Genomic DNA, 26,789 nt, shown 5'->3' on the forward strand with positions numbered 1-26,789 from the left:
GCGCGCCCTGACGGTCGGGATCGTACCAGATGCGCGGGTGAGGCACGTGCCCTGGCCGGGGCCGTCGAGCATCAGAATCGCAAAGCCGCGGCGCAGGAAGCGGTCGGCCGAGCCGCCGATCTGCAACTCCTTGAACGCGTCCATGCCGCTGACCATGACGAGGCAGGGCAGCTTAGTGCCCTCGGCATAGCCGGGGGGCAGGTGGAACCAGCCGGGCACGGTGGTATCGCCGAACCGCACCTCGACCGCCTCGACCCGGTGGTCGGCGTGCGGAATGTAAGCCGCCGCCGTCGCCGCTGCCCGACGGCTTTCCGGCCATCGCGGTCGGGACGGGGCCTCTGTCGTCGCGCGGGACCATGACCGATCTGTTCGTCGCCGTGCTGGCGGCTGCGCGCGAGACGGTGACGATCACCACGCCCTATTTCGCCCCCGATCCGCCGCTGATCGGCGCAATCGTGGCGGCGGCGCGGCGGGGGGTCGCGCTGCGTATCATCTTCCCCCGCCGCAACGACAACCGCATCGTCGGCGCGATCAGCCGAGCCTATTACCCGGTGCTGGCGAAGGCCGGCGTGCGCATCTTCGAATATCGCGGCGGCCTGCTCCACGCCAAGACGCTGATCGCCGACGGATCGCTCGGGCTGGTCGGTTCCGCCAACATGGACCGCCGCAGCCTCGACCTCAATTTCGAGAACAACATCCTGTTCGATTCAACCGACCTCGCCGAACGGGTCGCCGCGCATCAGCGCGCGTGGCTCGCGGATGCGATCGAGATCGACCACGGCGGCATCGCGGCGCGTTCGCTGCCGCGACGGTTCGTCGATAATCTGCTGACGATGATCGCGGCGGTGTTCTGACGTGGCGGGTGCAAGAGAGACCGGTCGATGGTGAACGTAACGGCGATCGTCGCGGCGCTGGTGGGATCGCTGGCGGGCGGCGTGGGGCATTACCTGCTCGCCCCGGCGCTCGTCGCGTCAAACGCGGCGCGCGATGATGACCGGCCTGGTCGCCGAGGTCGCCGTGCTTCGCCATCTGCTCGACCTGCAGTTCGGCAAGGCCGGCACAGCGGACGGCCCCATCGCGATCTTTCCGCTCACCTATCACGGCGAACTGGCGGCGGTTTACGACGCGCTGAGCGCGCATCTGGGCAGTCTCGACGAACAGGATGCCGAGCGGATCGTGCGCTTTCACACGCTGTGCAAGACCATCATCGGGATGGCGGACACGACAGGTGCGCCGCCCGTCGCGCCAGCACTGATCGCCGAAACCCTGACGCTAGGCGAGGCGATCGTCGCCGACCATCGCGGTTAGCCGCCGCACAGCCCGGTGAGGACACGCCGCGACGGCGCGAAGAATGTCGTCCCCGTCTTCGGCGTGGAAAAGTCCAGCAGCCGGTCATGGCGGCCGGGCGGATCGCCGACGAACATCCGCTCGAGCATCTTCTCGATCACCCAAAGGCGTCGCGAATAGCCGATGAAATAGGTGCCGAACTCGCCGCGCGCGGGATCGCCGTACGGCATGTTGTCGCGCAGGATGTCGTGCTCGGTGCCATCCTCATCGACGATCGTGCTGAGGGTCTTGTGCGATTTCTGCGCGTCCGCGCCGGCATCGGGGAGCTCGACGTTATCGACCTTGGTCCGGCCGATGATCTCTTCCTGTGCGCTTGCTCCCGCCGCGTTCCAGCCCGTCATGTCGTGCAGGTATTTCTGCACCACGACATAGCTGCCGCCGGCGAAATCCGGGTCTTCCTCGCCTACCAGCGCGGCGGCCGGAATGTCGTGACCGGCGGGATTGGCGGTGCCATCGACGAAACCGAGCAGGTCGCGTGCGTCGAAATAGCGGAACCCGGACACAGCATCCACGACCCGCACCGCCTCACCGAGCGCCGCCAGCAGCAGCCGTTCGAACTCGAAACACAGATCGACCCGCTCAGCGCGGATATGGAACAACAGATCGCCCGGCGTGGCGGGAGCCTGATGCTTGGCGCCCACGATCGGTTTGAACGGATGCAGCTCCGCCGGCATCTGTGCGGTCTTCGCAAGTCGCCTCCAGATGTCATGGCCCACGCCGACCACGCACGACAACCGGCCGGCCAGATCGCGAAAGCCCACCGTCTTGATGAGGTCGTCGACCGTCGCCAGCGTCTCGCGCACGTGCGCCAGCGCCCGATCGTCCGGCTCGACCGCCACCACGAGGAACACTGCCGCCTGCGACAGCGGCGCCTCGACGCTCTGCGCGTCGATCGGCACACGCTCCCAGGTCTGTCCGGTCATCGTTCGTCCATTCGTCGCTTGTGTGTCAGGACAAGGCGCTGGCGGCATCGTCGATCAGGCCCGTCACCGCGTCGCGCCGAAAGGCCAGCGAAGCATGGCTCGCGTCGAGGCGGATGGTCTTGCGCGCGTCCATCCGGCCCGACATTTCCGGGTTGGCCCAAGGCGCCGCTTCGCCCCGGAAGCCGTGAGCGGGAACGATTGCCGGTTTCGCCATGTGACGTCTCCCGAATATGCCGCGCGTGCGCCATTGCCTTGAGGGCCGGTATCGATCCCGCCATGCGCGTTGGCAAGAGATGCGCCGGCGCGGAAGGGGTCGCAAGCGTTCGAGCTATTCCCCGAACGGATAGCGCGGTGCCTGCGTTCCTTCGATCGTGATCCACTGGATCTCGGTCAGTTCCTCCAGCCCGACCATCGCACCCGATCGACCGTAGCCGCTGTCCTTCACGCCGCCGAACGGCGCCTGCGCTTCGTCGTCGAGCGTCACCGCGTTGATGTGCGCCATGCCGGTGTCGAGCCGCTTCGCCATGTCGAGTGCCAACGTCACGTCGCGGCTGAAGATCGCGCCGGTCAGGCCGTAATCGTTGTCGTTGGCGACGCGCAGCGCCTCCTCCGCGCTATCGACCGTGACGATCGAGGCGAACGGACCGAACGATTCCTCGCGGAAGACGCGCATGTCCGCGGTCACGCCGGCCAGCACGGTGGCGGCGAAGCAGCGGCCCTGCACGGTGCCGCCGGCGAGCAGCCCGGCACCCTTGGCCACCGCGTCGTCGACCAGCCCGGTCAGGTGCCCGACCGACGCATCGTTGATGACGGGGCCGAGGATGGTGTCGCTCGCGCGCGGGTCGCCGACCTTGAGCTTCTTTGCCGCGGCCGCCAGCCGGCGGGTGAACTCCTCGGCGATGGGACGCTCGACGATGATCCGCTCGGTCGACATGCAGCCCTGGCCCGAATTGGCGAACGAGCCGAACACCGCGGCATTGACCGCGCGATCGAGGTCGGCGTCCTTCAGGACGATGAACGGCGCCTTGCCGCCCAGTTCCAGCACCACCCGCTTCAGATATTTCGCCGCTTTCTCCGCGATGATCTTGCCGACCCTGGTCGATCCCGTGAAGTGGATGCGCCGCACGGCCGGGTGCGCGATCAGCGCATCGACGATCGCCGGCCCGTCCTTGGGCGCGTTGGTGATGAAATTGACGACGCCGGCCGGGAAGCCCGCATCCTCGAAGCACTGGGCGACCAGGCCGTGGGTGCGCGGGGTCTGCTCCGACGCCTTGATGACGACGGTGTTGCCGAGGATCAGTGCGGCGGGGACCGAGGCGGCCATCAGGAGAACCGGCGCGTTCCACGGCACGATGCTGACCACGACGCCGGCCGGCTTGCGGATCGCGACGCTGGTGCGGTTCGTATTTTCCGACGGGATCACCTCGCCGGTCAGCCCCTCATAGGCGGCGCCGGCGGCGTAGCGCAGCTTCTCCTCCATGATCCGGGCATTGTATTCGCCCCAGGCGGCCGGGCCGCCCATCTCGGCGGTGACGGCGGCGCTGATCTCGTCCTTGCGCGCTTCCAGCGCGTCGGCGGCGGCGAGCAGATAGGCGCGGCGCCGGCTGGGCGGCAGCGCGGCCCAGCCGGCGAACGCCTTGTGCGCGGCGTCGGCGGCGCGATCGACATCCGCGACGGTCGCGGCGGCGGCACGGGTCGCCGGTTCGCCCGAATAGGGGTCAAGCGATTCATAGGTCGCGCCGTCCGACGCCGGCGTCCATGCGCCAGCGATCAGCAGCTGTTGGTGGTTGATGGCCATGAAACCGTTTCCTTCCGTCTGGCGGACGCCGTCGATCGAACCGATCGGATCCTGCCGTGACGAAGGAAATACTGTTCCCCGCCTTCGCGATAAACCGGCGGACGAAAAACGCACTGTTATTGATGCCAGAAACAATCCGGTCAGAGGTAGGGCTGCATCGTGGTTTCGACCCAGACCAGAAACGCGCGCATCTTGGCCGACAGATTGCGGCGGTGGGCCACCACGAACCAGACCGGCAACGGTTCCGGCGGATAGGCAGACAGGATTTCGACCATCTCGCCACTGTCGAAGAGCGGCTGCATCGCTGCGAGACCCGCCTGGATCAGCCCGATGCCCGCCAGCCCGGCGGCATGATACGTCTGGACATTGTTGACGCTGACGTCACCCGGCAGGCCGAGGGTCGCATAGCCGTCGCCGTCGGGATATTCCCAACCGAAGCTCCTCGTCCCCAGAGCTGGTGCATAATGCACGATCCGATGGCCCTGACGGACGAGATCGTCCGGCGTCAGGGGTGTGCCATATCGCGCGAGATAGGCGGGACTGGCGGCGTTCACCATGCGCAGCGCGCCGAGCGGCCGTGCGATCAGATTGTCGTCGCCGATCGTCCCGACCCGCAACACGCCATCGAACCCTTCCTGCACGATATCGACGCGCCGATCGGTGCTGGATATTTCAAGTTCCAGTCCGGGATGGGCGGCGAGCAGCGCCGGCAGCGCCGGGATCAGCATCGCGCGGGCCAGTTCGGTCGGCACATCGACGCGCAACCGGCCGCGCACCGTGCCGCCGTGCTGCGTGAACATGGCGTCCAGACCTTCCGCCTCGGCGAGCAATTCCATGGCACGCGCATGGAAAGCGCGACCGTCGTCGGTCAGATGAACCGCACGCGTGGTGCGATGGAGCAACCGGACGCCGACCGTCGCTTCCAGGTCACGCACCGCGGTGGACACACGCCCCTTGTGCATTCCGAGGCTTTCGGCGGCCCTGGTGAAGCTCGCCATATCGGCGACGCGGGCGAAGATGATGAGCGGGGTCAGATCGCGCATCACGCCAGTCTAAGGCAATCCCGCGGCGTGGCCATGTTCCGATCATCCCGGGCACCGGCCTGGGGCGCGGCGTTGCACGGCGACGACGCTTCGGGGCGCCGGCCACGGTGTCGACCTGTTGCGCGACGAGACGGGGCCGGCGTAGAATCCGTCCGTGCTGGATTCCCGTCTGAGATATGCGGTGGCCGTGGCCCGCGTCGGGTCTTTCTCGGGTGCGTCCAAGGCGGTCGGGGTTACGCAGTCGGCGATCACCAAGAGCGTCGCCGATCTGGAGCAGCAACTCGGCTTCGCGATCTTCAACCGGACGTCGCGCGGCGTGGCGATGACGCCGGAGGGTCGCGATTTCATCGACCGGGCGGCACGGCTGCTGGCGGATGCCGCAGACCTGTTCGGCGAGCGCGACCGGGGCGCCGACCCGTTCGCGGGGCAGCTTCGCATCGGCCTTTTCCCCGGATCGATCGACTGGCTGATGACGGGGCCGGCGATCGCGCTCCTGAAACGACATGCCGGCGTGCGCTTCGAAACCGTCTCCGGTAACAGCGAGCGGGCGGTGCAGTTGCTGTCGCGCGGTGACATCGACGTCGCATTCGGGCTGGAGGCCGCGTTTTCCGGCTGGCCGCAGTTCAAGTGCGATCGCATCGCGACGATCGAGATCCTTCCGTTCGTGCGCAGGGAGCACCCGATCCTGACAAGGCATTCGATCGACAAGCGGGCGCTGACGCAGTTCGATTTCGTCGTGCCGTCGTCGTCCGAACCCTATACGCCGATCATCCAGCAACTCTACGAGCAGGACGGTCAGCGCCCGGAGGATCGGGTGCACATGACCGACTATTTCCCGCTGGCGCGGCAGATCGTCGCCGCGACCGACACCGTCGGGCTGGTGGCCAAAGCCTTCACCGCCGGCCGCTGGTTCCGCGATGGGTTCGTCGCGCTGCCCGATACCGGACTGCTGGAGCCGCTGGTGCTGGCCTATGCCGCCCGCGCGCGCTGGCAGATCAAGCCGGCAGCGCGGGATCTGATCGCCCGCGTCCGCGAGGCCTGGACGCCGGCGCCGCGGAGCGAGGCGCCGGCGACGAACGGCTAGAAGTTCAGCGCGAACTCGCCGCCGATGACCCTCCCCTTGTTAAGCGGCGACAGGCTGGCGCCCGGTCCGCCGAACGCGACGGTGAGCGGCGTATCGCCACCATAAGTCACTTCGTTCAGCAAGTTGCGGGCGTAGGCCGAGAGGCGCCATTTGCGGCTCGCGGCGTTATAGGTGAGGCTCGCATCGAGCATGTCCGCAGCAGGCAGAAAGCCGACATTGTTGTCGGTGAACCGGGCGGTGTCGCGATGGGTGAAATCCACGCGTGCGGTCGCGCTCCCCAGCGCGCCCAGCGCCTGATCGTAGGTCAGCCCGGCGCCATAAGTCCAGGGTGACAGCCGCGGCAGCTTCAGGTCGCGATCGATGCCGTTGATGACGCCGTCGCCGCTGATGTCGAAGCGGACGTTGCGATACTGGCCGTGAACATAGCCGAGCTGCCCGGACAGGACGAGGTTGGGCAGGATGAAGAACTGACCCTCCGCCTCCACGCCCTGGATCGTCGCGTCGGCGGTGTTGCGGATCACCTGGCTGATGCCCAGCGGGCCGGGCAGGTTGATCTCGCGCTGGAGGTCCTTCATCCGGTTATGAAAGGCTGCCAGGTTCAGCCGGCTGCGTCCGAACTGCTTCTTCGTCCCGATCTCGAAACTGTCCTGGACCTCCTGATCGAAGGGGCCGGGCGGCACGCCAAGATCGGTGTTGCGCAGGTTATAGCCACCGCTGCGGAAGCCACGCGTATACAAGCCATAGACCTGCGTCTGGTCATCGGGCTTCCATTGCAGCCCGACCTTCGGTGTGAAGCTCTTCCAGTCGTTGCTGTCGACGAAGTTCGTCGCGCAGCGCAGCGTGTCGAGGTCGCAGCCGTCGGCACGCAGGGTCGAGATGCGCACGGCCTTGCGCTCCCAGCTATAGCGACCACCGAGATTGAACGTCAGCGTGTCCGCGAAATGCCAGTCGGCGGACGCAAAGATGCCCCATGTCGTCTGGTCCTGAGTCCCGCCCCCCGAAACGATGCGGCTGTTGCCGAGAAGGTTGCGCCGCTCGGCATAGGCCAGATCCTGTGTAAAATAATACAGGCCGGTCGTCACTTCCACAGAGCCGAACTTACCGGCATAGCGCAGCTCGTTACTGAGCTGTTTCTGAGCGATGTTGAAGAAACCGTTGAAGAATGACTGCGGCGTGCCATCGATGTCGGTCGCGGTTCTCGAGCGGAACTGGCGGTAGCCCGAGATGTTCGTGATGACACCGTCGCCAAAGCCGACATCGACATTGGTTTCGACGATCGCCTGGTTCCAGATCGCCTTGTAGAAGCCCGGAAAATCAATCGACAGCGCGAACGTGTCACGCGGGAGTACCGCGTGACTCTGGACCGGCGCCCCGTCTCCATCGACGTCGCCGTGTTCGTAGCGGATGTCCATGCGGAAATCGTCCCCGCCTTTGACGGAGAGCGCGGGGCGGACAATGATGTCGCGCGACCTGCCAAAACTCCGACCGTCGAAGCGATTACGGAACCAGCCGTCGTCGTCGCTGTAATAGACCGCCAGCTTGGCCGCCAGCACGTCGTCGATCAGCGGCCCCGTCACCATACCGCTGACGGTCTTCTTCAGGCCGGTCTCGACCGAAGCCTTGGCGTTGGCGCGGAACGTGAAGCTCGGACGTGTCGTACGCATCACCACCGCGCCGCCCGTCACGTTGCGGCCGAACAGCAGCCCCTGCGGTCCGCGCAACACCTCCACCCCCTCGAGGTCGAAGTTATCGAGCACGACGCCCGCGTTGATGCCCAGATAGATGCCGTCGACGAAGACGCCGACGGTGGGATCAATAGACGGGATGGTGCTGTTGATGCCGAGACCGCGAATGGTGAAATTGGCATATCCCGGCGCGGTCCCAACGCCGTCGAGCTGCACGTTGGGCACGTCGTAGCTGAGGCTCTGAAGGTTCTGGACGAACTTCGCGTCGAGCTGAGCCTCGCCGAACGCCGTCACCGCGACCGGCACGTTCTGCACGCTCTCCCCATAACCCTTCTTGGTGGCGGTCACGACGATGTCTTCGGACAGTGCTTCGGTGGCGCTCGATGCAGGCGCTGCGGTTCCCGCCGGTGCAGGCGTCCGGGCCGCCGGTGGCGCGGGAGCATCGGCCCCGGTCTGCGCAGGCGCTTGCCCCTGTGGTCCGGCTTCGGCGGCAGTCGGTGCCGGCGCCTCTTGCGCATGTGCCGGCCCTGCCGAAACCAAGGCGGCAGACGTCAGCAGCCAGTATTTCATAGCCCCTCTCCATATTGTCTGTATTTTTGTCGAGGCAGGATCACCTGCCTCGTGCGCGCCGTCCAATTCAATGCGCGGGCGATCTATTCCCTCGGCTCATGTCCTGGATCGTCGTCATGCCGTCCGCTGAACGGCGGTCAGGCTTTCGTTCATCGTGGTTGGGTGCTCGGCGTCGGTAAAGTCGGTGATCCCGGCCCAGTGACGCGCCACATCGTCGGGTGTGAAATCGGTCGTGCCACCGAAACGATGGCCGTGCGAACGCTCCCAGCGCAGCTTCGCGATATAGCCGGCACCGACCTCGAACAGGCCCTTGGTTTCCGCGCAGGCCTCATGTGCCAGCCAGCCGACCAGCGGGCTGATCGCTTCGGGTCGCAGACGATCGAGCAGTTCCTTCGGGAACACCGTCTCGGTCATCCGCGACGCCGCGATCGGCGCGATCGTGTTGACATGGATGTTTTTGGCTCGCCCCTCCTCCGCCAGCGCGTTGGCGAGGCCGACGATGCCGAGCTTCGCCGCCGCATAGTTCGCCTGGCCGAAATTGCCGTAGATGCCCGCCGCCGAGGTGGTCATCACGATCCGGCCATAGCCCTTCTCGCGCAGCACCGGCCACGCCGCCCGGGTGACGGCGCACGTGCCGTTCAGGTGGATGTCCTGCAGCAGCTCCCAGTCCTGATCGGTCATCTTGTGGAAGCTGACGTCGCGCAGGATGCCGGCGTTGTTGACGACGACATCGACCGTGCCGAACGCGTCGAGCGCGGTCGCGACGACACGCGCGCCATCGGTGACGGAATCGTGGTTCGCGACCGCCTCTCCCCCGGCGGCGCGGATTTCCTCCACCACCTTGTCGGCGGCGGCGGACGAACCTCCGCCGCCGGTTTGTCCCCCGCCCAGATCGTTGACGACGACGCGCGCACCCCGCGCGCCGAACATCAGCGCATGCTGGCGCCCCAGCCCGCCGCCCGCCCCGGTGACGATCACGACGCGGCCGTCGTAGCGAAGTTCTTCGGTCATGATCGTGCTCCCGTCAGCGGAACGCGCCGACGCCGGTCAGCGCGCGCGAGATGATGAGCTTCTGGATCTCGGTCGTGCCGTCGGGGATCGGGCAGATGATCGCCTCCCGCACCAGCCGCTCGACGATGAACTCGCGCGTCACGCCGTTGCCGCCGTGGATCTGGAGCGCGTCGCGGGTCACGCCGATCGCCATTTCGGTCGCATACCATTTGGCCATGGCGCATTCGGTTTCCGCACGGACGCCGGCATCGACCAGCGAGATCGCGCGGTGCGTCAGCAGCCGCGCGGCGTCGATCTGCGTCGCCATGGTGGCGAGCTTCTCGGCGATGAGCTGATGCCCGGCGATCTTGCGGCCATGCTGCGTGCGCTCCTTCGCGTAGGCGATCGCCTCGTCCAGCGCGCGACGGGCGATGCCGATGCTCCACATCGCCATGTGGCAGCGCGCGATCTCGAACACCTTCAGCGTGTTGCGCAGCCCGTCGCCGGGCTGGCCCAGCATGTTGCCGACCGGCACGCGGCAGTCGGTGAGGAAGATCTGCGCGGTCGACTGGCCGTTCAGCGCCATCTTCTCGATGTCGCGCACCTCGTACGGGCTTTCGGCGCGGTCGATCAGGATATGGCTGATCTCGTTTTCGCCGGTGCGGCAGGTGCAGACGAGCACGTCCGAATAGGCGCCGTTGGTGATCCACGTCTTCTCGCCGTTGATGACCCAATGGTCGCCGTCGCGCACCGCGCGCGTCTTCACGGCCGCCACGTCCGAGCCGACATCGGGTTCGGAAATGCCCATCGAGACGAACAGCTCGCCCGCGATCAGGCCGGGCAGGTAGCGCCGCTGGAGTTCGGGCGAGGCGCTGCGCCGGATCAGCTCGGCACCGACCGCGTTGATGAAGCCCGGAATGGCGACGTCGAGCGAGGAATAGACGATTTCCTCGAAGATCATGAGATGCGTCAGCCACCCCATGTCGAGGCCGCCCCATTCCTCGTCGTGCGGCGCCGCGATGTGGCCGAACCGGGTCAGCTCGCCGGTCCATCGCCGCATCAGGTCGCGCGGGATGAAGCCGGGGCCATGCGCGCGGATCTCGGGTTCGAGCTTGTCGTCGAGGAAGCGGCGGACGCTCTCGACGGCCATCCGCTGTTCGTCACCGGGCAGGAAATCCATGCTCTTCGCTCCCTATCGGCCGAGGACGGTGACCGCGACCACGGCCTCCTCCACCCCCAGCACCCCGCCGCCGTTCTGCGCGACCGCGATCCGGGCGCCGTCCACCTGCCGCGCGCCCGCCTCGCCGCGCAATTGCGCGACCAGTTCGTAGATCTGGCCGAGGCCGGTCGCGCCGATCGGGTGGCCCTTGCATTCGAGGCCACCCGACGGGTTCACCGGAATGCGGCCGCCGATGACGGTATCGCCGCGCTCCGCCGCGACGCCGCCCTCGCCGGGTGGCACGAGGCCCAGCGCCTCGATCTCGATGATCTCGCCCATCGCGGTCGCGTCGTGCACTTCCGCGACATCGACATCCGCCGGATCGACCCCCGCCGCCGCATAGGCGCGCGTGGCGGCGAGCCGGGTGACGTGCCGGTCGTAATCATACGGGCTGCGTTCCGAGCTCGTCTGCAACACCGAGGCGAGGATGCGGATCGCCCGCCCGCCGGAAGCGGTCAGCTTGCGCAGCCCGGCGGCGTTGCAGATCACCGCGGCCGCCGCCCCGTCGCTGATCGGCGAGCACATCGGCAGCGTCAGCGGAAAGACGATCGGCGGCGCCGCCAGCACCGCCTCCACGGTGTAGGGTATCCGGTACTGCGCCAGCGGGTTGCTGACCGAATGCATGTGGTTCTTCGCGGAGACCGCCGCGATCTGCGCCTGCGTCGAGCCGTAGGTCTTCATGTGCGCGCGCGACATCGCGGCATAGATGTCCATGAAGACGCTGTAGGGCTGCGTCGATACCGATCCCTCCGGCACGGCGACGCCTTCTCCCATCGCCAGCAGGATATCGCGGTTGCGCGCCGTCTCATGCACGTCCCACGCGCCGTCGAACGCGCTGAACATCAGCGCCTTGTCGGGCGAGCACATCTTTTCCGCGCCCAGCGCCAGCACGACATCGACCGCGCCCGAGCGGACATAGGCACTCGCCATGTGCACCGCGGTCGAGGCGGTGGCGCAGGCGTTCTCGACGTTGACGACGGGCACGCCCTGGATGCCGACCGCGCGCGCCACCAGCTCGCCGCGGATCATGTCCTGCCCTTCCATATGGCCCTGGACGCAATTGCCGAAGAACACCGCGTCGATATCCGCCGGCCCGCAGCCGGCATCGGCGAACGCCTGCGCCACGGCATCGCCCGACAGACCTTTCAGGCTGCGATCGAGCTGCTTGCCGAACTGCGTCATGCCGACGCCGGCGATGAAGATGTCGCTCATTGTCCCGTGAACTCCGGTTGGCGCTTTTCAGCGAAGGCCGTCAGCCCCTCCTGCAGGTCGTGCGAGGTGGCGTAGTCGGCGACGATCTCCAGTTCGCGGCGCAGGCCTTCCTCCAGCGAACAGCCGTCGGCGATCGCGGCCAGTTCCTTCATGCGTGCCAGCCCGAGCGAGCTCTTGGTGGCGAGCGTCTCGACCAAGGATTGCGCCGTCTCGACCAGCGCGTCGCCCGGCACGATCCGGCTCACCAGCCCCGCGCGCTCCATGTCCGCCGCGGGCAAGAACTCCCCCGTCATCATCAACCAGGCCGCGCGCGCCGGGCCGATCTTGCGCGGCAGGCGGATCGAGCCGCCGCCGCCGGGCAGCAGTCCGTAGTTCGCGTGAGCATCGCCAAATCGCGCGCTGTCGGCGGCGACCACGAGATCGCAGCACAGGACGAGTTCCAGTCCGCCGGCCAGCGCCAGCCCGTTGACCAATGCGATCGTCGGCAGGGGCGAGGCTTCGATCCGCGTGAAGACACGGCCCAGCTCGGCGAGAAAGTCGCCCAGCGGCGCGGCGATCGATCCGCCATGCGCATGGAGCGCCGCAAGATCGGCACCCGCGCAGAATGCGCGTCCTGCCCCGGTGACCACTACCGATCGCACCGCCGGGTCGGCCTCGGCGGCCGTGATCGCCGCCTCCAGCTCATGCGCCATTTCGAGCGTCAGGCTGTTCAGCGCCGCCGGGCGGTTGAGCCACACCCAGCAGGCGGGGCCGCGCTTTTCGACGACAATGGTCTCGAACGGGATGGCATGTTCCATGGGGGTGACGGGGGATGCGGCGGGACGGTCGGCGGTCATGCGCCCGAAATCCGGCTGGCATGGCCGGCCCAATAGGGCTCGCGCAGCTTCGACCTCAGCACCTTGCCGACGTTGCTCAGCGGCAGAGGATCGGTGGTGAAGACGACCTGCCCGGGCTTCTTGAACGACCCCAGCCGCCGGCTGACGAGATCGGTGATCTCCTGTTCGGAGATCACCGTGCCCGGCGCGACGACGACCCGCGCGAGCGGCGTCTCCCCCCATTTCTCGTGCGGGATGCCGAACACGGCGGCGGCGATCACCAGCGGGTGATCGGCGATCACGTTCTCGATCTCGGCGGGGTAGATATTGTACCCGCCCGACACGATCAGGTCGTTGGCGCGATCGAGCAGATAGAGGAAGCCGTTGGCGTCGATCCGGCCGACGTCGCCGGTCTTCACCCAGCCGTCGACCATGCGCTGCGCGGTCTCCTCGGGATCGTTCCAGAAGCCCTGCATCTGGCCGTTCTCGAACCTTGCGACGATCTCTCCCGGCTCGTCGGGTCCGAGCACGCGCCCGTCCGCATCGCGGATCTCCAGATCGACGAACGGCATCGCCCGACCCACCGACTGAAGCGGTGTCGACCCTTCGGTCCGGCCGAACCATTCTCTCGGCCCGAGTGACGTGACGGGCAATATCTCGGTCTGTCCGTACGCCGAGTGTAGCACCTCGTCGCCGAAGATCTCGCAAGACTTGCGTAGCGTCGCCTCCGAGATCGGGGCTGAGGCGCTGAGCAGGCACTTCAGCTTCGGAAAGGCATGCCCATGCGGGTTGCCGTGATGGACGACGGCGTTGAGCATCGTCGGGGCGACGAATGCGTAACCGACCTCCTCCCGCTGTAGAATATCGAGGAAGCCTTCAGGGTCGAACGCCTCCATCATGACGTTGCGCCCGCCGATCGCCCAATAGGGCGAGAACATGAAGCCCGAGGCGTGCGACAGCGGGCCTACGTGCAATACCGTCGCGCCCGGTTCCGGTCGTGGGCCGACCGCCTGGAATCCGCCGCAGATCGTCATCCAGGAACGATGGGTATAGGCTACGCCCTTCGGCGCGCCAGTGGTGCCGCCGGTGTGACGGATGACAAGGATGTCGTCGGGCGCGATCGCCGGATCGGGATCGATGTCCGATGCCTGCGCGAGCCAGTTTTCGTAGCGCGCATCACGCACGATCAGGCGGTCGAGGCCCGGCACCTCCGAGTCCAGCCCGGCGATCTCAGGCAACAGCGCCTCGTCGACCAGCGCCACGCGGCATCCGGTGTGACGCATCATGTGATCGTGGGACTCGCGCCGGTTTCGCGCATAAAGCGGCACACGAACGAAGTTGCCGATCGCCGCGGCAAGAAAGATATCGACCGCCTCGACCGAATTCTTCTCGAGCGTCGCGACCCTGTCGCCGGGCTGGAGGCCGGCATCGGCCAGCGCGTTCGCCAGCCGCACCCCGCGCGACCACGCTTCGGCGAAGGTGAAGCGACGATCGCCGTGGACCAGCGCCTCGCGGTTCGCGAAATAGGCGGCCGCGCGTCGAAGCTGGGTGCGCAGCTCCATCATCCATGCTCCCGAGCGGCAGCGGCGCGGGGTTGCACACGGCAGATCGGGCAGGTCAGGATATGCGCCATCGGGCCTCTCCACGCACGCCGTAACCGGCATTTTATTGAGCGTAGATCGGAAAGCGCGGCCGACTTGTCCAATGCATTTCGGTCGCGCGATATTCCTGTTCTTCATGTTCGGCCGACACGGAATCGTGCCACGATCCGGCCTGGAGCCTATCAAGGGAGAGGATGGCGCATGAGGGATCACGGGCCGCTCGCGGGCGTGCGGATCGTCGAGATTGCCGGGATCGGTCCCGCGCCGTTCTGCGGCATGCTGCTTGCCGATCTTGGTGCCGACGTCGTCGTCGTGGGCCGGCCCGCGCCCGATCCCGACGCACTCGATCTCGGCAGCGCGTCGATTCTCGACCGCGGCAAGCGGTTCATCCAGCTCGACCTGAAACAGCCCGACGGCGTGGCAGCGGTCCTCGACCTCATCGAGCATGGCGACGCCCTGATCGAGGGGATGCGGCCCGGGGTGATGGAACGGCTGGGCCTCGGTCCCGACGTCTGCCTCGCCCGCAATCCGGCGCTGGTGTTCGGGCGGATGACGGGCTGGGGACAGGACGGTCCGCTGGCGCAGGCCGCCGGGCACGACATCAACTATATCGCGCTGTCAGGCGCGCTCTGGTACGCCGGCCAGCCCGGCACGCCGCCGGTGGCCCCTCCCAGCCTGGTCGGCGATCTCGGTGGCGGCGCGCTCTATCTCGCGGTCGGCCTGCTCGCCGCGATCCTGAGCGCGCGTTCGACCGGCCGGGGACAGGTGGTCGATGCCGCGATCGTCGACGGCAGCGCCCATCTGATGAACCTGCTGCTCAGCCTGAAGGCGGCGGGCCATTTCGTCAGCGAGCGGGGCCGCAGCATCCTCGACGGGCCGCACTGGTACGCGACCTATCGCTGCGCGGACGACCGGTTCGTCTCGGTCGGCTCGCTCGAACCGAAATTCCATGCGCTGCTCCGTGAGAAGCTGGGACTCGCCGACGATGCCGATTTCGCCGATGGTTACGATCCGGCGCGCTGGCCCGATCTCAGGCGGCGTTTCGAGGCGCTGTTCCGGCAACGCACCCGTGATGAATGGTCGGCGCTGCTGGAAGGAACCGACGCCTGCTTCGCGCCCGTGCTCGACCCGGACGAGGCCGCATCTCATGCCCATATGGCCGGTCGGCAGATCTACCGGAGCATCGACGGCGTGCTCCAGGCAGTGCCCGCGCCACGGTTTTCGGTGACGACATCTGCCATGTCAAGCACACGTTCCGTCAGCGAGTCCCGGCCGGGTGCAATCATACGTGAATGGCGGGATCTGCGGAGCCGACCCTGACGGCTTCGAGGGCGGCCGGCTGCTGGCTGCCTATGGTCCCGCGTTGCGGAAAGCGCGCTTGGGGGGGGGAGCGAGGCGCGATTCTCGCGTGTCCGGAACCTCGTCAGGTTCTGCGATGAACGGGACACGGCGGTGGCGCGCCCGATGTGGCGGGCGCGGCGTCGGGGCCATGCGCGCCGATCCCGCCCGAGCGTTCGGTGGGCGCGGCCTGGTAGCACTCGGTCTTCTTGCGCTCGAGCGCGTAGTTGAGGTCGGTGTTCTCGAAGATCGGCCATTGCGCCGCGCCGTACATCACCGAAGCGGCGAAGAAGCCGTCGCTGGCGGTGACGTGGTGCCCTTGGCTGTCGGCGGCCATCGCCTGAAGCTCGTAGCGCCGGGCGAGGCGCGCGAACTCGCGGGTCATGTCGTCATAGCGCTTGATCTGGCCGGCGAGCCCCATCACGCCGCCGGCCCAATCGGAACTCATCGGCGCGGCGTAGTAGTGGAGGCGCGTCTGGTCGAACTCGGGACCGGCCAGCTCTACGATCTTGTCGATCAGCCAGCGCTGATCCTTGAAGCGTTGGACGCGCGCCTGGGTCGTGAACGGAACGGTGGGCATGGTGGAACTCCGTTGGCGGTCGGAAGAGGTCAGGCGGCGTGCAGCAGCTGGTGAAGCGCAGCCTGGCAGGCGGTCGTGTCGAGGCCGTCGCCTCGCCAGGCGACGAAGCCGTCCGGCCGCACGAGCAGCAGCGCCTGCGCGTCGTCGGCATGAAGGCCGTAGGCCGCGAACAGCTCGGCGCGCTCGACTCGCTCCACCCGCGGGTGCGCCGGCATGTCGAGCCGCGCGGCGATGCGGGGCGTTACGCCGGGCATCGCATCGAGCCCGGCCGCGAGCCGGTCGGCCGTCTCCGCATCGAGCCGCTTGCGCGACAAAGCGAGCGCGGTGAAACCGTAGCCCGCGATCAGATCAAACAGGTCTCGGCCCCGGCGTAGCGGCGCATCGGGCGCACGCTCGCCAGCCTGCGGACCGGCCTTGCCGTCCCTGGCCGCGCCGGGCTCGGCATAGCCGACGTCGATCTGCGACAGCGCGCGGAAGGCGAGCGTCTGCACCCGGTCGAGCTGCGAGGCGGGACCGATCACCAGCGGCGCGAGCGCATCGCGCAGCTTCGCGCGCCAGCCGGTCTGCGAGGCGCTGATGTCGAACATGCGGTCGGACAGTTCGAGGACGTGGTGCGCGACGGGCAGCCGCTCGGCCTCGTAGCTGTCGAGCAGCGCGTCGCCGGCATCGCCCTTCAGCACCGCCGCCAGCTTCCAGGCGAGGTTGGCCGCGTCCTGGAGCCCGGTGTTCATGCCCTGACCGCCGGCCGGCGAATGGATGTGCGCGGCATCGCCCGCGACGAACACGCGACCGACGCGGTAGCGGTCCACAACCCGGTGCTGCGACGAGAAGCGGGTCAGCCACACCGGATCGTGCAGCCGCACCGGCCGCACCGCCGCCTCCGCGAACCCGGCCTGGAGGTCGGCGAGGTCGAGATGCGACCAGGCCTGATCCTGCGTCGGCTGCGGGTCGAGGTCGGTGGTCATCACCCGCGCCGCGCCCTGCCCCTGGAACGGCACGTACAGCCCGAGCCGATCGCCGTTGAGGAAGACGCGGAAGCGCTTTTCCGGCAGGTCCCAGTCGACCTGCACGTCACCGAGCAGGAACGCCTGCGGGTATTTCGCCCCCTCGAATGACAGGCCGAGCTGGTGGCGGACCAAGCTGTGCGCGCCATCCGCGCCGAGCAGGTAGCGCGCCCGGAACGTCAGAGGCGAGCCGTCCGCCCCGGCCGCCTCCACGACGACCGCATCGCCGTCATCGCGGAAGCTCTTGGCCTCTACACTGCGGTCCACCACCAGGCCGGCATCGGTCAGCGCCTCGATCAGCACCGCTTCCGTCCCGGCCTGCGGGATCATGGTGATGAAGCGGTATGGCGTGTCGTCGGCATGGGCGTGATCGAAGTGGAAGCCCCCGGCGCGCTTGCCGCCGACGAAGATGTCAAAGTCGCTGTTGGGCACGCCGTGCGCGAACACCCGGTCCGCGAGCCCCAGCGAGGCGAACAGCTCGACCGAGCGCGACGACATGACGCCAGCCCGCGACTCGGCCGAAGGCTCAGCGCGCTTGTCGATCACCCGGACATCGACGCCGCAGCGGCGCAGTAGGTAGCTCGCCATCAGGCCGGTCGGCCCGGCGCCGATCACCAGCACGTCGCACGAGATCACGTCTGCCGTCACGATCAGCCCTTTCGAAGACGGCTGACCATATAACTGATCAATCAGTCAGTAAAGTTACATCCTTAGTGCCGGCGCGATCAAGGAGGCGTAATGGGCCGCGAACGCGGTGACCTGCTGCTCGTCGCGACCAAGCAGTTCCGGGTGAACGAATCCCAGCTCGAAGCCGAACGAGACGATTGCGTCGGCGGTCCGGTCCGGATCGGACGTGGCCGGCCACTCGCGGCGCAGCCGGTCCGCGACCGACGCAACGAGGGTGCGCCGCGGCGTCATGTCGGCGAAGCGGCGGGCGAACCCCGCATCCAGCAGCACCCGATCGAACAGGATGCGTAGGCGAGGCGCGAGCCGGCGCATGGCGCCGGTGATGAAGTCGAGGAGTTCGCGCACTTCCGCCTCGGCGCTGGACGCACGGGGCCGATCGAAGAAGCCGGTGTCGCGCATGGCAGCCTGCTCGTCCGCCCCGGCGCGCATCACCGCCATCAGCAGCCCTTCCTTGCCGCCGAAATAGTTCTGGATCAGCCCTTCCGAACAGCCCGCCCGCGCCGCGATGGCGCGGGTGGTCGTGGCCTTGAAGCCGTGGATGCTGAACTCCGCCTGCGCGGCATCCAGCAGGGCCGCCTCGCTCCTGGCGCGATCACGGCGACGGGGTTCCTTTGAAGGTGGTTGCTCCTCGTCCATACGCTAGGCTTACACGATCCCGCTTCCCCCGTCGAAAGCTCACAACCTTCTTACCTACCCACGGAACTCCGGCCGTACGTGGCTGCCTTCCCGCAAAGGAACCTCCAACGGGACGACTGTCACCGACACAAAATTCCGCCGTATCCCCGCCAAGGGCTTTCCCAAAATATGTTCCCGAAATATGAGTCTCGAAATTCGCTGTTTGAGATGGGATAACGGGACTCATGCTGGTTGGTTATGCGCGTGTCTCGACCTCCGATCAGGACCTGACGCTACAAACCGACGCGCTGACCAAGGCCGGCTGCGAAAAGCTGTTCACCGACAAGGTGAGCGGCGCGAAGCTGAACCGGCCCGGTCTGACCGAAGCTCTCAACTTCGTGCGGGCCGGTGACACGCTGGTGATATGGAAGCTCGATCGCCTTGGCCGATCGATCGGGGGCCTGATCGAACTGGCGGCAGACTTGTCCGCTCGCAAGATAGATTTCCGATCGCTGACGGACGGGTTCGACACGGCCACCCCATCAGGCCGGCTGCTGTTCCATATCCTCGCTTCCGTCGCGGAGATGGAGCGCGAACTGATAAAGGAACGGACGATTGCCGGTTTGGCAGCGGCACGGGCAAAGGGCGGCACGGGTGGAGGCCGCAAGTCGGTCATGACGCCCGACATGCTCGACACAGCCCGCAAGCTGCTCAAGGCCGGCGACAAACCGGCGAAGGTCGCAAAGCTGCTCCAGGTCGGCCGTTCCACCTTCTATCGCCACTTCCCTGCGGCCGAGCGCGAACCCGGCTAATCGGTCTCAGAAGATCGTCGCGTAGTAGGATTGCTCAAACCGGCCCCGGCTGATCCGGGCCATGTGGTCGATCCGTTCCGGCACCGGGGGCGGGGGCGGGCGGCGGGTCCGTGCCGGTCGTGCGTCAGGACGGGCCAATAGCACCAGATTGGCAATGGCCGCGCCCAACAAAAACTCTTCCTCGGCACCGCGCAGGCCGCGAAGGTGCAAACGGGTTAGCCCCCGCTTACCCTTGGCATCGGCAAACACCCGCTCGACGCTCCGACGCAGCCGCATCGCCGCTTGAATAGGGGCGTCTGCATTTCGCCGCGCACCAGCTCGCGCACGTCCTCGTGTTCGCTGTGCGTCACCGACCTGTTGCTGCCTGCGGTGCATTTCAGTTTGAGGTAACAGGCGCGGCAATCGGCGGGACTGGCGCTGTATCGGAGGAAGCCGGCCCGACGATCGGCACCGCGAAAGGGTAGTGTCTTCCCAGCGGGGCAGACATAGCGGTCCTGCTCCCGTTCATAGCGGAAGGCTTCGCGGGGGAATTTGCCCTTGGTCTGTTCGGATCGTTCCAGCACCGGGATATGCGGGATGGTGCCGCGATCGGTGACGAACGCCAGGAACGCGGCGCTACCATAGGCGGTATCGGCCGCGACACGCTTTGGCCGGTAGCCGAACCGATCGTCGGCCCGTGCCAGCATGGTCCGCCCCGCATCGACTTCCGCTGCGAAGCGGGCGGGACTGGCCTCCACATCGATCGCCACCCCTCCCGGCGTGTCGATCAGCACATTGAAGGCATAGCCGAACCGCCCCCGCGCCGTGCGCGCCGACCACGCCGACGCCGGATCGGTGCGTGACACCTCGGCCGGCTTGCCACGCGGTACGCCATAATCCTGCGGTGGAGCATTGGCCTGATCCGCCAGCCATTCACAAACCGGGCGGGGAAGCCGGGGCGCGGCCATGTCGGCGTCCCGCATCTTGCGCTGCCAGCTTGCATCAGCGGCGACGAACGACGCGTCAATTGCGGCATCCTTGTGGGCAATCAGCCCCGCGTTGGCGCAGCGCCGCACCGTCTGCTCGAACAGGATGCGAAAGATGCCGGCATCGCGGAAGCGGCCATGCCGGTTCTTGCTGAACGTTGAGTGGTGCGGCACGGGCGCATCGAGCGGCAATCGGCAGAACCAGCGGTAGGCGAGGTTGAAGCGGACTTCCTCGCACAGCCGGCGCTCCGACGTGATGCCATAGAGGCGAGCGATCATCGCCATGCGAACCAGCAATTCGGGCGCGATCGAGGGACGCCCACGGTGACTGTAGTGCGGGGCGAGCGCATCGCGCAGTTCGCCCAGGTCGATCAGCCCGTCTATCCTGCGTAGGATGTGATCGGCGGGGATCATCGCTCCCAGCGCCCGCCAACTTGCGGCCTTGCCGCCTCGCTGTTGCTCACCCATCATGGCCGCTGCTCCCGATGTGTCGAAGCAGGGAACCCGTCAGGAGCGCGATCGGATCACCCGGCCTTTTTCAACAGCCCCGGCCGTTTGATGCACACCATCGGCAGCAGCAGGAAAGCTGGCGTTTCGCGGCATTGAATTGTTCAATAACCCGTGCGAAAAACTGCGATCAGAAAACCCCTGTCGCAGGTTGAATGTTGAACATGGCTGCCACCCCCCTGCCCGGCCAGGCTGGCACACGTCGGATCGGATATGCGCGCGTGTCCACCGCCGACCAGGACCTCGCTCCGCAACTTGACGTGCTGCGCGCCAAGGGATGCGAGCCGATCTATTCGGAGCACGCATCCGGCAAGCACGCCGACCGGCCCGAGCTGGCGCAGGCGATGAAGGCCTTGCGTGCCGGCGACACGCTGGTGGTGTGGCGGCTCGACCGGCTTGGCCGATCGCTCCCGGACCTGATCGCGACAGTGAACGAGCTGGCAAGCCGCGGCATCGCGTTTGAGAGCGTCACCGAGGCGATCGACACGACCACGGCATCAGGCAAGTTGGTGTTCAATATCTTCGCCAGCCTCGCTGACTTCGAGCGCCACCTTATCGGCGAACGTACCCGTGCCGGTCTGGCGGCAGGGCGCGCCCGCGGACGCATGGGCGGGCGCCCCCCTGCCCTCACCTCCCGGCAGCTCCGCGAAGCCCGGTTGCTGTTGACCGACCCCGACGCGACCGTGACAGCCGTAGCCGAAAGGTACGGCGTGAGCCGCACGACGCTCTACAAGGGATTGCGGGAGCTGGCGGACAAGGAGGCGGCGGCATGAGGGCCGTATTCATCCGTCACGGGCAGAGCACCGGCAACGCCGGCGTGCCCTGCCATGACCTCGCATCCATCGAGCTGACCGAGCTGGGATGGCGTCAGGCGCGGGAGGTAGCGCGGGCTTGGACCGAGACGCCCAGCCTGATCGTGACCTCTCCCTATCTTCGCACCCGTCAGACGGCCGAGGCGACGATCCAGCGCTTTCCGGTCGTCCCGGTGGAGGTGTGGCCGATCGAGGAGTTTACCTATCTCCAGCCCTCCCAGTGGAACGGCACACGCAGCAGCGAGCGAATGCCCCATCTGGAGCGGTACTGGACCGACGCCGATCCCGCCTATTGCGACGGGGAGGGTGCGGAGAGCTTCGGGGCATTGCTTCGCCGTGCTGAAGCGGTGCTGGCACGGCTTGCCGCCCTGCCCTCCCCCGGCCTCGCCTATGTGTTCAGCCACGGGCAGTTCATCCAGGCGGTGCGTGCGGTCGTGACAGAAAGCACGCTGGACGATCGTGGCAAGATGCTGGGCTTCTGGCGAAAGGGTGAGCCGCCTGCGATCGGCAACGCGGAGCTGGTGCACTTCGCATTATCGGATGCAGGTTGGAGCCACGAACCACCGGGCGCGAGTCACAGCAGGGTTGTGCCATTCTGATATTGTGCATAACGTCACAGTATCAGAAATGAAGGTGTGCACACGTGCAGATTATCACACTTGCAGCGCAAAAGGGCGGAGTCGGTAAAACGACGCTGGCAGTAAATCTTGCGGTCGCCGCTCAGGCGGCCGGGATCAGGACGGCGCTGTTTGACCTTGATCCGCAGGAAAGCGCAACGGCGTGGAGCGAACGGCGTGAGGCCGAGCTGCCCCATGTGGAGCCGATCAGCGCGCGCCGGCTCGACCAAGCGATAGATGCTGCCGAAGCAAACGGGTTTGCTCTGACCATCATCGACACGCCACCGGCTGCCGGTGCGGAAGCCGCAGCCGCAGCCCAGCGCGCGGACCTCGTGGTGATCCCTTGCCGTCCCTCGCTTATCGACCTGGATGCGATCAAGCGGACTGCCCAACTCATCACCAGCACCGGGCGGGCAGGCGTTGTTGTGCTGAACGCCGCTCCCCCAACTGCGTCCACATTGCTGGACGACGCGCGGACACTTGCCGAAGCGACCGGCCTCCGGGTTGCGCGCACCGTTCTACGAGAGCGTAGCGCCTATCGTGCAGCTTGGCCCTACGGGTTGGGCGTCATCGAGCATGAGCCAAAAGGCAAGGCTGCCCAAGAGGTTGCAGCCTTGCAGAAGCACCTCCTTGATGATTTGATAAATTGCACACCTGCAAACGTGAAGGCTTGAACATGGCGAAGCGGACATCTCTGTTGGCCCCGGCAGTGGCGCCACAAACCCGTCGCGAGGCAGAGGCGGATAATTCGCCGATCGCAACTCCGGTGTCGTCGGCGAGCAGCGCCCGATCGAGCGGGAAGCGGCCAGGCAAATACCATCTCGGTGCCTATTTCGACCCGGCGGACCCCACGGCCGAGGCCTTCCGGGTCTTGGCGGCACGAACGAGGCGCAGCCATCAGGACCTTCTCGCCGAAGCGATCAGCGAACTGGTCGCCAAGTACGATGCTGATCGGCAATTTGGCCGTGCGTGATAGTGTGCACACCTGCACATCCCCAAGTGTGCAGGATGGCAGGATTGATGCTGCATGACCAAACGCCCGAACCCTAATCCTGAGTTCGACCTGTTTATCCCGCTGATGGGCGATCTTCCGCTGAAGGACCAGCGGGAGACGATGGAGCGGCCGTTCTTCTCGCTTCAGAAGCGCAAGCGGGTGAAGCCGATCGAATATAGCAGTCCGGATGGCGAAACGTGGGTGAAGATCGAGGCGATCCCGGCATATGGCATGGCGACGATATGGGACGCCGATATTCTCATATGGGCAGCCTCGACACTCAACCGGATGCGGGAGCAGGGGGTCAACGATCTTCCGCGGACGCTTAGAACCACGTCCTATGACCTGCTAAGGGCGATCAAGCGCGACACTAGCGGCCGGGCCTATCAGGAGTTGCAAGCCGCGCTCCAGCGGCTTCAGACGACCTCCATATCGACGTCTATCCGTGCGCCGAAGCGGCGCACCAAGGCCGGCTTCAATTGGCTCGACAAGTGGACGCTGGAGGTGGACCCCGACACGGATCAGCCCCGGGGCATGACAATCACCCTATCGGACTGGGTCTATGAGGGCATCATGGGAGAGCGGTCGCTGCTCACCATGCACCAGGACTATTTCCTGCTGACTGGCGGGCTAGAGCGCGCCTTGTACCGCATCGCACGCAAACATGCCGGCAACCAAAAGGGTGGGTGGACGTGCCGGGTGGAGGTGCTGCGCGACAAAACCGGCAGCGACAGCAAGCCCAAGGAGTTCAACAGGATGCTTCGCAAAGTCGTGGAGGCCGACCAGCTTCCCGATTACACTATGGAGATGGCAGCCACGGCAGACGGCAGCCCTGCCGTGTTGTTCCGCCTACGCGGCGAAGCCGAGGCACTGGCGCTGGCCGCTAGGTTGGAGGCCGAGCAAGAGCGGCGGAGCCGAGTCGAAGCCGATCGACGCCGCGCGGCCGAGGTGGACGATCTTATGGACAAGCTCGCTCGCGGGCGCTGACTATCGTGGTTTCACACACCGGGGTGCCACGAGGAAACTCATAGGCGCTCCAAGCTGGCGCTCCACACATAGTCAGGCAGCCGTATTCACAGTCTAGATCGAACTTAAATTGTCGTGGGATCACACACCGAAGCGTCGTGGGATCACACACCCTACTATCGTGGGATCACACACCGAATCACGTGGGATCACACACCGGGGGTTCCCGGAAGGCCGCAGGAAACGTGGGTTTTTTGGCCCATTTTCCAGCCTTAACCTTCTTAACGATTCCTATTTAACAGAATCTCTTAACCCACCAGCACTCCGCACCCGGATAGCTCGAAGACATTGCGGAATTGACCCTACGGGCCAATGCGCCTTTGTTTCGTGCCGGCTATCGCCGTCACAAGGGCGGCCTATCGGCCGCAGGCTTCCAGGAGAAGCAAAGCGGATCGGGCGGTGTGTGCCTGTCAGCGTTAGGCCCGGCGGACAGGGCAGGTCAGGCGATATCCCAAAGCTCACCGTTGCACCTTGCCGGTGTGTACGATCACGCCGGATCGAACAGGCGGGCGAACTCGCGCTGATCGTAATAGCGGATTTTCTTCGCCCAGAGCGGGCGTTCGCCCTGCCGCAGCAGCAGAAGGGTGTCGGCGGGCATCCGCATGATTTCGTCCGGTGTCACCAGCCTGCGCGCGGCGACGTGGCCGCTGACGCTGGTGGAATGGTCCGGGCTGTCGAACCAGCTCGTTTTCTGTGACGTGCTGGCGGTCTCATATTCGATCGTGGTGTCGCCGATCGTGCGCGAGAGCATGTCGGCCGTCGCATGATCGTTGACCCCGAATGTCTGGACCACGCCGGCATTGGACAGGAAGGTGCCGGCGCGTTCGCCATAGAGCGCGCGGAGCTGGTGCATGTCCTGAAGGATCGGCCAGAGCTGGAGGCCATAACCCGCCATCAGCCCCATCGCACGTTCCACCGGCTCCAGTCGGCCGAGGGCTGCGAACTCATCGAGCAGGAACAGCACCGGGCTTGCCGGGCGGGCAGGGGATCGCGCCATGTCGGTGACGGCCTGCCCGACCAGCAGCCGCAGCCAGCGCGCATAGGTGTCGAGCCGATCGGGCGGGAGGCACAGGAACACGGTACCCGGCCGCTCCTTCAGGTCCGCGAACCGGAAGTCGGATGCCGAGGTGCTGTCCACCAGGCGCGGGCTGTCCATGAAGTGGGTGTGGCGCTGCGCCGAGGAGAGCACGCCCGCGGCCTCCCGGTTCGACTTGCCGAGCTGGCGATTGGCGGCGCGCGCGATGAGGCCGCCGGCGCTGGTGCTGGCCTGCATGTCGGCGAGCAGCGTGGCGAAGCCGGCGGGATCGCGGGTGAGCTTGTCGCGCACGGTCGCCAGCGTGACGCGGGCAGGGGGCTCGTGGACGACGGTGTGCAGGATCACGCCGGCGATCAGCGCCTTGGCTTCCTCGTTCCAGTGTGCCTCGCCCGATTGCCCCGGTGCGTCATGGACCAGCGCATCGGCGATCGTCTGTGCATCCTCCGCCAAGTCGGGGCTGGTCGGATCAAGCCACGCCAGAGGGTTGTAGCGGGCCGTGGGGCGCCCCGAGACGCCGAAGGGGTCCAGGCACCACACATCGCCCTTGGCGGCCCTCGCACGGGCTGTGACGCGGGCATTCTCGCCCTTGGGGTCGATGCAGACCACCGAGCGGTCCAGCGTGAGCAGGTTGGGGATGATCGTGCCGACGCCTTTCCCTGAGCGGGTAGGGGCCATCGTCAGCAGATGGGCGGGTCCGTCGTAGCGCAGCAGCTTGCCGCCTTCGATGGAGCGGCCGATCAGAAGATCCCCGTTTCCCTCAAGCCGGCGCACGTCTCCCCGATCGCCGAAGCGGGCCGAGCCGAGCAGCGAGCTGCGCCGGTTCGCGGCGCGGCGATTGACGCGCCAGGCCAGGAACAGGATCGCGCCGGCCAGCAGGAACGGAATGTCGGTGGCAATCTCGCCATAGCCGAAGATGCCCTTGAGCCAGCTGTGGCTGGCGAACAGCACGACCGCGGCGACGAGCACCGCGAACAGCGGGCTGATCCGCCTGCCGGGCATCAGTCGGCCCGCTCCAGCGGCGTGATCGCCAGCCCCGGATCGGCGTCAGGATGATCGTAGAGCTTCAGGATGATTTGTGTGGCGAGGGGAGGGGGCACGGCCTCGTCGCGAAGCATGTCGAACAGCGCCTCATCCTCCGCGTTCAGGTCCATGCCCTCGATGGCGAGATTGGCGCGGGAGTCAGCGTCATCCTCGCGCCACATCGCGGCTTCCGCCGGCGTGCCGCGTACATAGTCGAGCGCGCGAACTTCCGTCCGGAGCGCGTCAAGGTCGAGCGTCGTCATGCCACCGTCTCCTTGCCTTCCGCTTCCGCGTCGAAGGCCCGCTTGCCGCGTCGGTTCCAGAGTGCCACCATATCGCCGACGTCATCACCGCGAGCACGGCCGACCAGTTCCAGCAGCGCGCCGTAAATGGTGGCGCGATCGTCGTCAGCGAGATCAACCAAACCGGCCTTCTGAACGAGGCCGCCTAGCTCGATCAGGTGGCGGGTGCGTTCGCGCCGTTGCACGA

28 protein-coding genes are annotated in these 26,789 nt (G+C 66.6%); 10 read left to right on the plus strand and 18 right to left on the minus strand.

What is annotated here, in order from left to right; translation table 11 throughout:
• Positions 1-240: hypothetical protein (locus JW805_00005; GenBank protein ID MBN2970396.1), on the minus strand; the 240-nt coding region annotated here is incomplete at its 3' end.
• A gap of 116 nt (positions 241-356) precedes the next feature.
• Here JW805_00005 and JW805_00010 point away from each other — a divergent pair.
• Positions 357-854, plus strand: coding sequence for a hypothetical protein (locus JW805_00010; protein ID MBN2970397.1), 498 nt, complete (start codon positions 357-359; stop codon positions 852-854).
• Between the two features lie 133 nt (positions 855-987).
• Positions 988-1,308, plus strand: coding sequence for a hypothetical protein (locus tag JW805_00015; GenBank protein ID MBN2970398.1), 321 nt, complete (start codon positions 988-990; stop codon positions 1,306-1,308).
• Here JW805_00015 and JW805_00020 read toward each other — a convergent pair.
• From JW805_00020 to JW805_00035, 4 genes are all read right to left on the minus strand, one after another.
• Positions 1,305-2,270 carry a Dyp-type peroxidase gene (locus tag JW805_00020; protein ID MBN2970399.1) on the minus strand — a complete coding sequence of 322 codons (966 nt, stop codon included), beginning with the start codon at positions 2,268-2,270 and terminating at the stop codon, positions 1,305-1,307. The genes JW805_00015 and JW805_00020 overlap by 4 nt on opposite strands.
• 25 nt (positions 2,271-2,295) lie before the next feature.
• The gene (locus JW805_00025) at positions 2,296-2,484 is read right to left on the minus strand and encodes a hypothetical protein (protein ID MBN2970400.1); all 189 of its coding nucleotides are present in this window, start codon (positions 2,482-2,484) and stop codon (positions 2,296-2,298) included.
• 114 nt (positions 2,485-2,598) lie between these two features.
• Positions 2,599-4,068 carry an aldehyde dehydrogenase family protein gene (locus JW805_00030; protein ID MBN2970401.1) on the minus strand — a complete coding sequence of 490 codons (1,470 nt, stop codon included), beginning with the start codon at positions 4,066-4,068 and terminating at the stop codon, positions 2,599-2,601.
• A gap of 140 nt (positions 4,069-4,208) precedes the next feature.
• Positions 4,209-5,111: a LysR family transcriptional regulator gene (locus JW805_00035; GenBank protein MBN2970402.1), complete on the minus strand. Its 903-nt coding sequence runs from the start codon at positions 5,109-5,111 to the stop codon at positions 4,209-4,211.
• Between the two features lie 154 nt (positions 5,112-5,265).
• On the opposite strand from JW805_00035, the gene JW805_00040 reads away from it, so the two are divergent.
• Entirely contained in the window at positions 5,266-6,195 is a 930-nt protein-coding gene (locus JW805_00040) for a LysR family transcriptional regulator (GenBank protein MBN2970403.1), read from the plus strand.
• On the opposite strand, the gene JW805_00045 is transcribed toward JW805_00040, so the two are convergent.
• The 6 genes from JW805_00045 to JW805_00070 all read right to left on the minus strand — a co-directional run bounded on the left by JW805_00045 (position 6,192) and on the right by JW805_00070 (position 14,251).
• The gene (locus JW805_00045; protein MBN2970404.1) at positions 6,192-8,450 is read right to left on the minus strand and encodes a TonB-dependent receptor; all 2,259 of its coding nucleotides are present in this window, start codon (positions 8,448-8,450) and stop codon (positions 6,192-6,194) included. The genes JW805_00040 and JW805_00045 overlap by 4 nt on opposite strands.
• Positions 8,451-8,564: 114 nt before the next feature.
• Positions 8,565-9,461: an SDR family oxidoreductase gene (locus JW805_00050; protein MBN2970405.1), complete on the minus strand. Its 897-nt coding sequence runs from the start codon at positions 9,459-9,461 to the stop codon at positions 8,565-8,567.
• 13 nt (positions 9,462-9,474) lie between these two features.
• The gene (locus tag JW805_00055; protein MBN2970406.1) at positions 9,475-10,620 is read right to left on the minus strand and encodes an acyl-CoA/acyl-ACP dehydrogenase; all 1,146 of its coding nucleotides are present in this window, start codon (positions 10,618-10,620) and stop codon (positions 9,475-9,477) included.
• A gap of 12 nt (positions 10,621-10,632) precedes the next feature.
• On the minus strand, positions 10,633-11,871 hold the full coding sequence (locus JW805_00060; protein MBN2970407.1) for a thiolase family protein: 1,239 nt from the start codon (positions 11,869-11,871) through the stop codon (positions 10,633-10,635).
• The gene (locus JW805_00065) at positions 11,868-12,656 is read right to left on the minus strand and encodes an enoyl-CoA hydratase/isomerase family protein (protein ID MBN2970408.1); all 789 of its coding nucleotides are present in this window, start codon (positions 12,654-12,656) and stop codon (positions 11,868-11,870) included. The genes JW805_00060 and JW805_00065 overlap by 4 nt, the downstream gene beginning before the upstream one ends.
• 47 nt (positions 12,657-12,703) lie before the next feature.
• Complete coding sequence (locus tag JW805_00070; GenBank protein ID MBN2970409.1) at positions 12,704-14,251, minus strand: AMP-binding protein; 1,548 nt, start codon at positions 14,249-14,251, stop codon at positions 12,704-12,706.
• Positions 14,252-14,488: 237 nt separating this feature from the next.
• Between JW805_00070 and JW805_00075 the strand changes: the two genes are divergently transcribed.
• Positions 14,489-15,607 (plus strand): CoA transferase, encoded by a 1,119-nt coding sequence (locus tag JW805_00075; GenBank protein MBN2970410.1) that lies wholly within the window; start codon positions 14,489-14,491, stop codon positions 15,605-15,607.
• A 103-nt stretch (positions 15,608-15,710) separates the two neighbouring features.
• Here JW805_00075 and JW805_00080 read toward each other — a convergent pair whose 3' ends face one another.
• From JW805_00080 to JW805_00090, 3 genes are read right to left on the minus strand one after another with little or no spacing between them, the layout of a single operon-like run.
• Positions 15,711-16,205, minus strand: a complete 495-nt coding sequence (locus tag JW805_00080; GenBank protein ID MBN2970411.1) for a hypothetical protein — start codon at positions 16,203-16,205, stop codon at positions 15,711-15,713.
• A 29-nt stretch (positions 16,206-16,234) separates the two neighbouring features.
• Complete coding sequence (locus JW805_00085) at positions 16,235-17,857, minus strand: FAD-dependent monooxygenase (protein MBN2970412.1); 1,623 nt, start codon at positions 17,855-17,857, stop codon at positions 16,235-16,237.
• Between the two features lie 54 nt (positions 17,858-17,911).
• Positions 17,912-18,532 (minus strand): TetR/AcrR family transcriptional regulator, encoded by a 621-nt coding sequence (locus tag JW805_00090; protein MBN2970413.1) that lies wholly within the window; start codon positions 18,530-18,532, stop codon positions 17,912-17,914.
• 224 nt (positions 18,533-18,756) lie between these two features.
• On the opposite strand from JW805_00090, the gene JW805_00095 reads away from it, so the two are divergent.
• Positions 18,757-19,323: a recombinase family protein gene (locus JW805_00095; protein MBN2970414.1), complete on the plus strand. Its 567-nt coding sequence runs from the start codon at positions 18,757-18,759 to the stop codon at positions 19,321-19,323.
• Positions 19,324-19,538: 215 nt separating this feature from the next.
• Here JW805_00095 and JW805_00100 read toward each other — a convergent pair whose 3' ends face one another.
• Entirely contained in the window at positions 19,539-20,759 is a 1,221-nt protein-coding gene (locus JW805_00100) for a transposase (GenBank protein ID MBN2970415.1), read from the minus strand.
• Positions 20,760-20,959: 200 nt separating this feature from the next.
• On the opposite strand from JW805_00100, the gene JW805_00105 reads away from it, so the two are divergent.
• The 5 genes from JW805_00105 to JW805_00125 are packed head-to-tail and all read left to right on the plus strand — an operon-like array spanning position 20,960 to position 24,205.
• Positions 20,960-21,568, plus strand: coding sequence for a recombinase family protein (locus JW805_00105; GenBank protein ID MBN2970416.1), 609 nt, complete (start codon positions 20,960-20,962; stop codon positions 21,566-21,568).
• Complete coding sequence (locus tag JW805_00110; protein ID MBN2970417.1) at positions 21,565-22,206, plus strand: histidine phosphatase family protein; 642 nt, start codon at positions 21,565-21,567, stop codon at positions 22,204-22,206. The genes JW805_00105 and JW805_00110 overlap by 4 nt, the downstream gene beginning before the upstream one ends.
• Before the next feature lie 44 nt (positions 22,207-22,250).
• A complete protein-coding gene (locus JW805_00115; protein ID MBN2970418.1) occupies positions 22,251-22,898 on the plus strand; it encodes a ParA family protein in 648 nt (215 codons plus the stop codon).
• A gap of 2 nt (positions 22,899-22,900) precedes the next feature.
• On the plus strand, positions 22,901-23,197 hold the full coding sequence (locus JW805_00120; protein MBN2970419.1) for a hypothetical protein: 297 nt from the start codon (positions 22,901-22,903) through the stop codon (positions 23,195-23,197).
• 54 nt (positions 23,198-23,251) lie between these two features.
• Positions 23,252-24,205 (plus strand): replication initiator protein A, encoded by a 954-nt coding sequence (locus JW805_00125; GenBank protein ID MBN2970420.1) that lies wholly within the window; start codon positions 23,252-23,254, stop codon positions 24,203-24,205.
• 526 nt (positions 24,206-24,731) lie between these two features.
• Here the strand turns inward: JW805_00125 and JW805_00130 are convergent.
• From JW805_00130 to JW805_00140, 3 genes are read right to left on the minus strand one after another with little or no spacing between them, the layout of a single operon-like run.
• Positions 24,732-26,279, minus strand: a complete 1,548-nt coding sequence (locus JW805_00130) for a type IV secretory system conjugative DNA transfer family protein (protein ID MBN2970421.1) — start codon at positions 26,277-26,279, stop codon at positions 24,732-24,734.
• Positions 26,279-26,563 carry a hypothetical protein gene (locus JW805_00135; protein ID MBN2970422.1) on the minus strand — a complete coding sequence of 95 codons (285 nt, stop codon included), beginning with the start codon at positions 26,561-26,563 and terminating at the stop codon, positions 26,279-26,281. Before JW805_00135 ends, JW805_00130 begins: the two co-directional genes overlap by 1 nt.
• Positions 26,560-26,787 (minus strand): conjugal transfer protein TraD, encoded by a 228-nt coding sequence (locus tag JW805_00140; protein MBN2970423.1) that lies wholly within the window; start codon positions 26,785-26,787, stop codon positions 26,560-26,562. The genes JW805_00135 and JW805_00140 overlap by 4 nt, the downstream gene beginning before the upstream one ends.
• Positions 26,788-26,789 lie beyond the last annotated feature (2 nt).

This window comes from Roseomonas aeriglobus (assembly GCA_016937575.1).
GTDB lineage: Bacteria > Pseudomonadota > Alphaproteobacteria > Sphingomonadales > Sphingomonadaceae > Sphingomonas > Sphingomonas aerigloba.

Coding starts and splice junctions, on each gene's coding strand:
- JW805_00010 (MBN2970397.1), top strand. CDS start 357: ATGACCGATCTGTTCGTCGCCGTGCTGGCGGCTGCGCGCGAGACGGTG.
- JW805_00015 (MBN2970398.1), top strand. CDS start 988: ATGATGACCGGCCTGGTCGCCGAGGTCGCCGTGCTTCGCCATCTGCTC.
- JW805_00020 (MBN2970399.1), bottom strand. CDS start 2,270: ATGACCGGACAGACCTGGGAGCGTGTGCCGATCGACGCGCAGAGCGTC.
- JW805_00025 (MBN2970400.1), bottom strand. CDS start 2,484: ATGGCGAAACCGGCAATCGTTCCCGCTCACGGCTTCCGGGGCGAAGCG.
- JW805_00030 (MBN2970401.1), bottom strand. CDS start 4,068: ATGGCCATCAACCACCAACAGCTGCTGATCGCTGGCGCATGGACGCCG.
- JW805_00035 (MBN2970402.1), bottom strand. CDS start 5,111: ATGCGCGATCTGACCCCGCTCATCATCTTCGCCCGCGTCGCCGATATG.
- JW805_00045 (MBN2970404.1), bottom strand. CDS start 8,450: ATGAAATACTGGCTGCTGACGTCTGCCGCCTTGGTTTCGGCAGGGCCG.
- JW805_00050 (MBN2970405.1), bottom strand. CDS start 9,461: ATGACCGAAGAACTTCGCTACGACGGCCGCGTCGTGATCGTCACCGGG.
- JW805_00055 (MBN2970406.1), bottom strand. CDS start 10,620: ATGGATTTCCTGCCCGGTGACGAACAGCGGATGGCCGTCGAGAGCGTC.
- JW805_00060 (MBN2970407.1), bottom strand. CDS start 11,871: ATGAGCGACATCTTCATCGCCGGCGTCGGCATGACGCAGTTCGGCAAG.
- JW805_00070 (MBN2970409.1), bottom strand. CDS start 14,251: ATGATGGAGCTGCGCACCCAGCTTCGACGCGCGGCCGCCTATTTCGCG.
- JW805_00075 (MBN2970410.1), top strand. CDS start 14,489: ATGAGGGATCACGGGCCGCTCGCGGGCGTGCGGATCGTCGAGATTGCC.
- JW805_00080 (MBN2970411.1), bottom strand. CDS start 16,205: ATGCCCACCGTTCCGTTCACGACCCAGGCGCGCGTCCAACGCTTCAAG.
- JW805_00090 (MBN2970413.1), bottom strand. CDS start 18,532: ATGGACGAGGAGCAACCACCTTCAAAGGAACCCCGTCGCCGTGATCGC.
- JW805_00095 (MBN2970414.1), top strand. CDS start 18,757: ATGCTGGTTGGTTATGCGCGTGTCTCGACCTCCGATCAGGACCTGACG.
- JW805_00100 (MBN2970415.1), bottom strand. CDS start 20,759: ATGATGGGTGAGCAACAGCGAGGCGGCAAGGCCGCAAGTTGGCGGGCG.
- JW805_00105 (MBN2970416.1), top strand. CDS start 20,960: ATGGCTGCCACCCCCCTGCCCGGCCAGGCTGGCACACGTCGGATCGGA.
- JW805_00110 (MBN2970417.1), top strand. CDS start 21,565: ATGAGGGCCGTATTCATCCGTCACGGGCAGAGCACCGGCAACGCCGGC.
- JW805_00120 (MBN2970419.1), top strand. CDS start 22,901: ATGGCGAAGCGGACATCTCTGTTGGCCCCGGCAGTGGCGCCACAAACC.
- JW805_00125 (MBN2970420.1), top strand. CDS start 23,252: ATGACCAAACGCCCGAACCCTAATCCTGAGTTCGACCTGTTTATCCCG.
- JW805_00130 (MBN2970421.1), bottom strand. CDS start 26,279: ATGCCCGGCAGGCGGATCAGCCCGCTGTTCGCGGTGCTCGTCGCCGCG.
- JW805_00135 (MBN2970422.1), bottom strand. CDS start 26,563: ATGACGACGCTCGACCTTGACGCGCTCCGGACGGAAGTTCGCGCGCTC.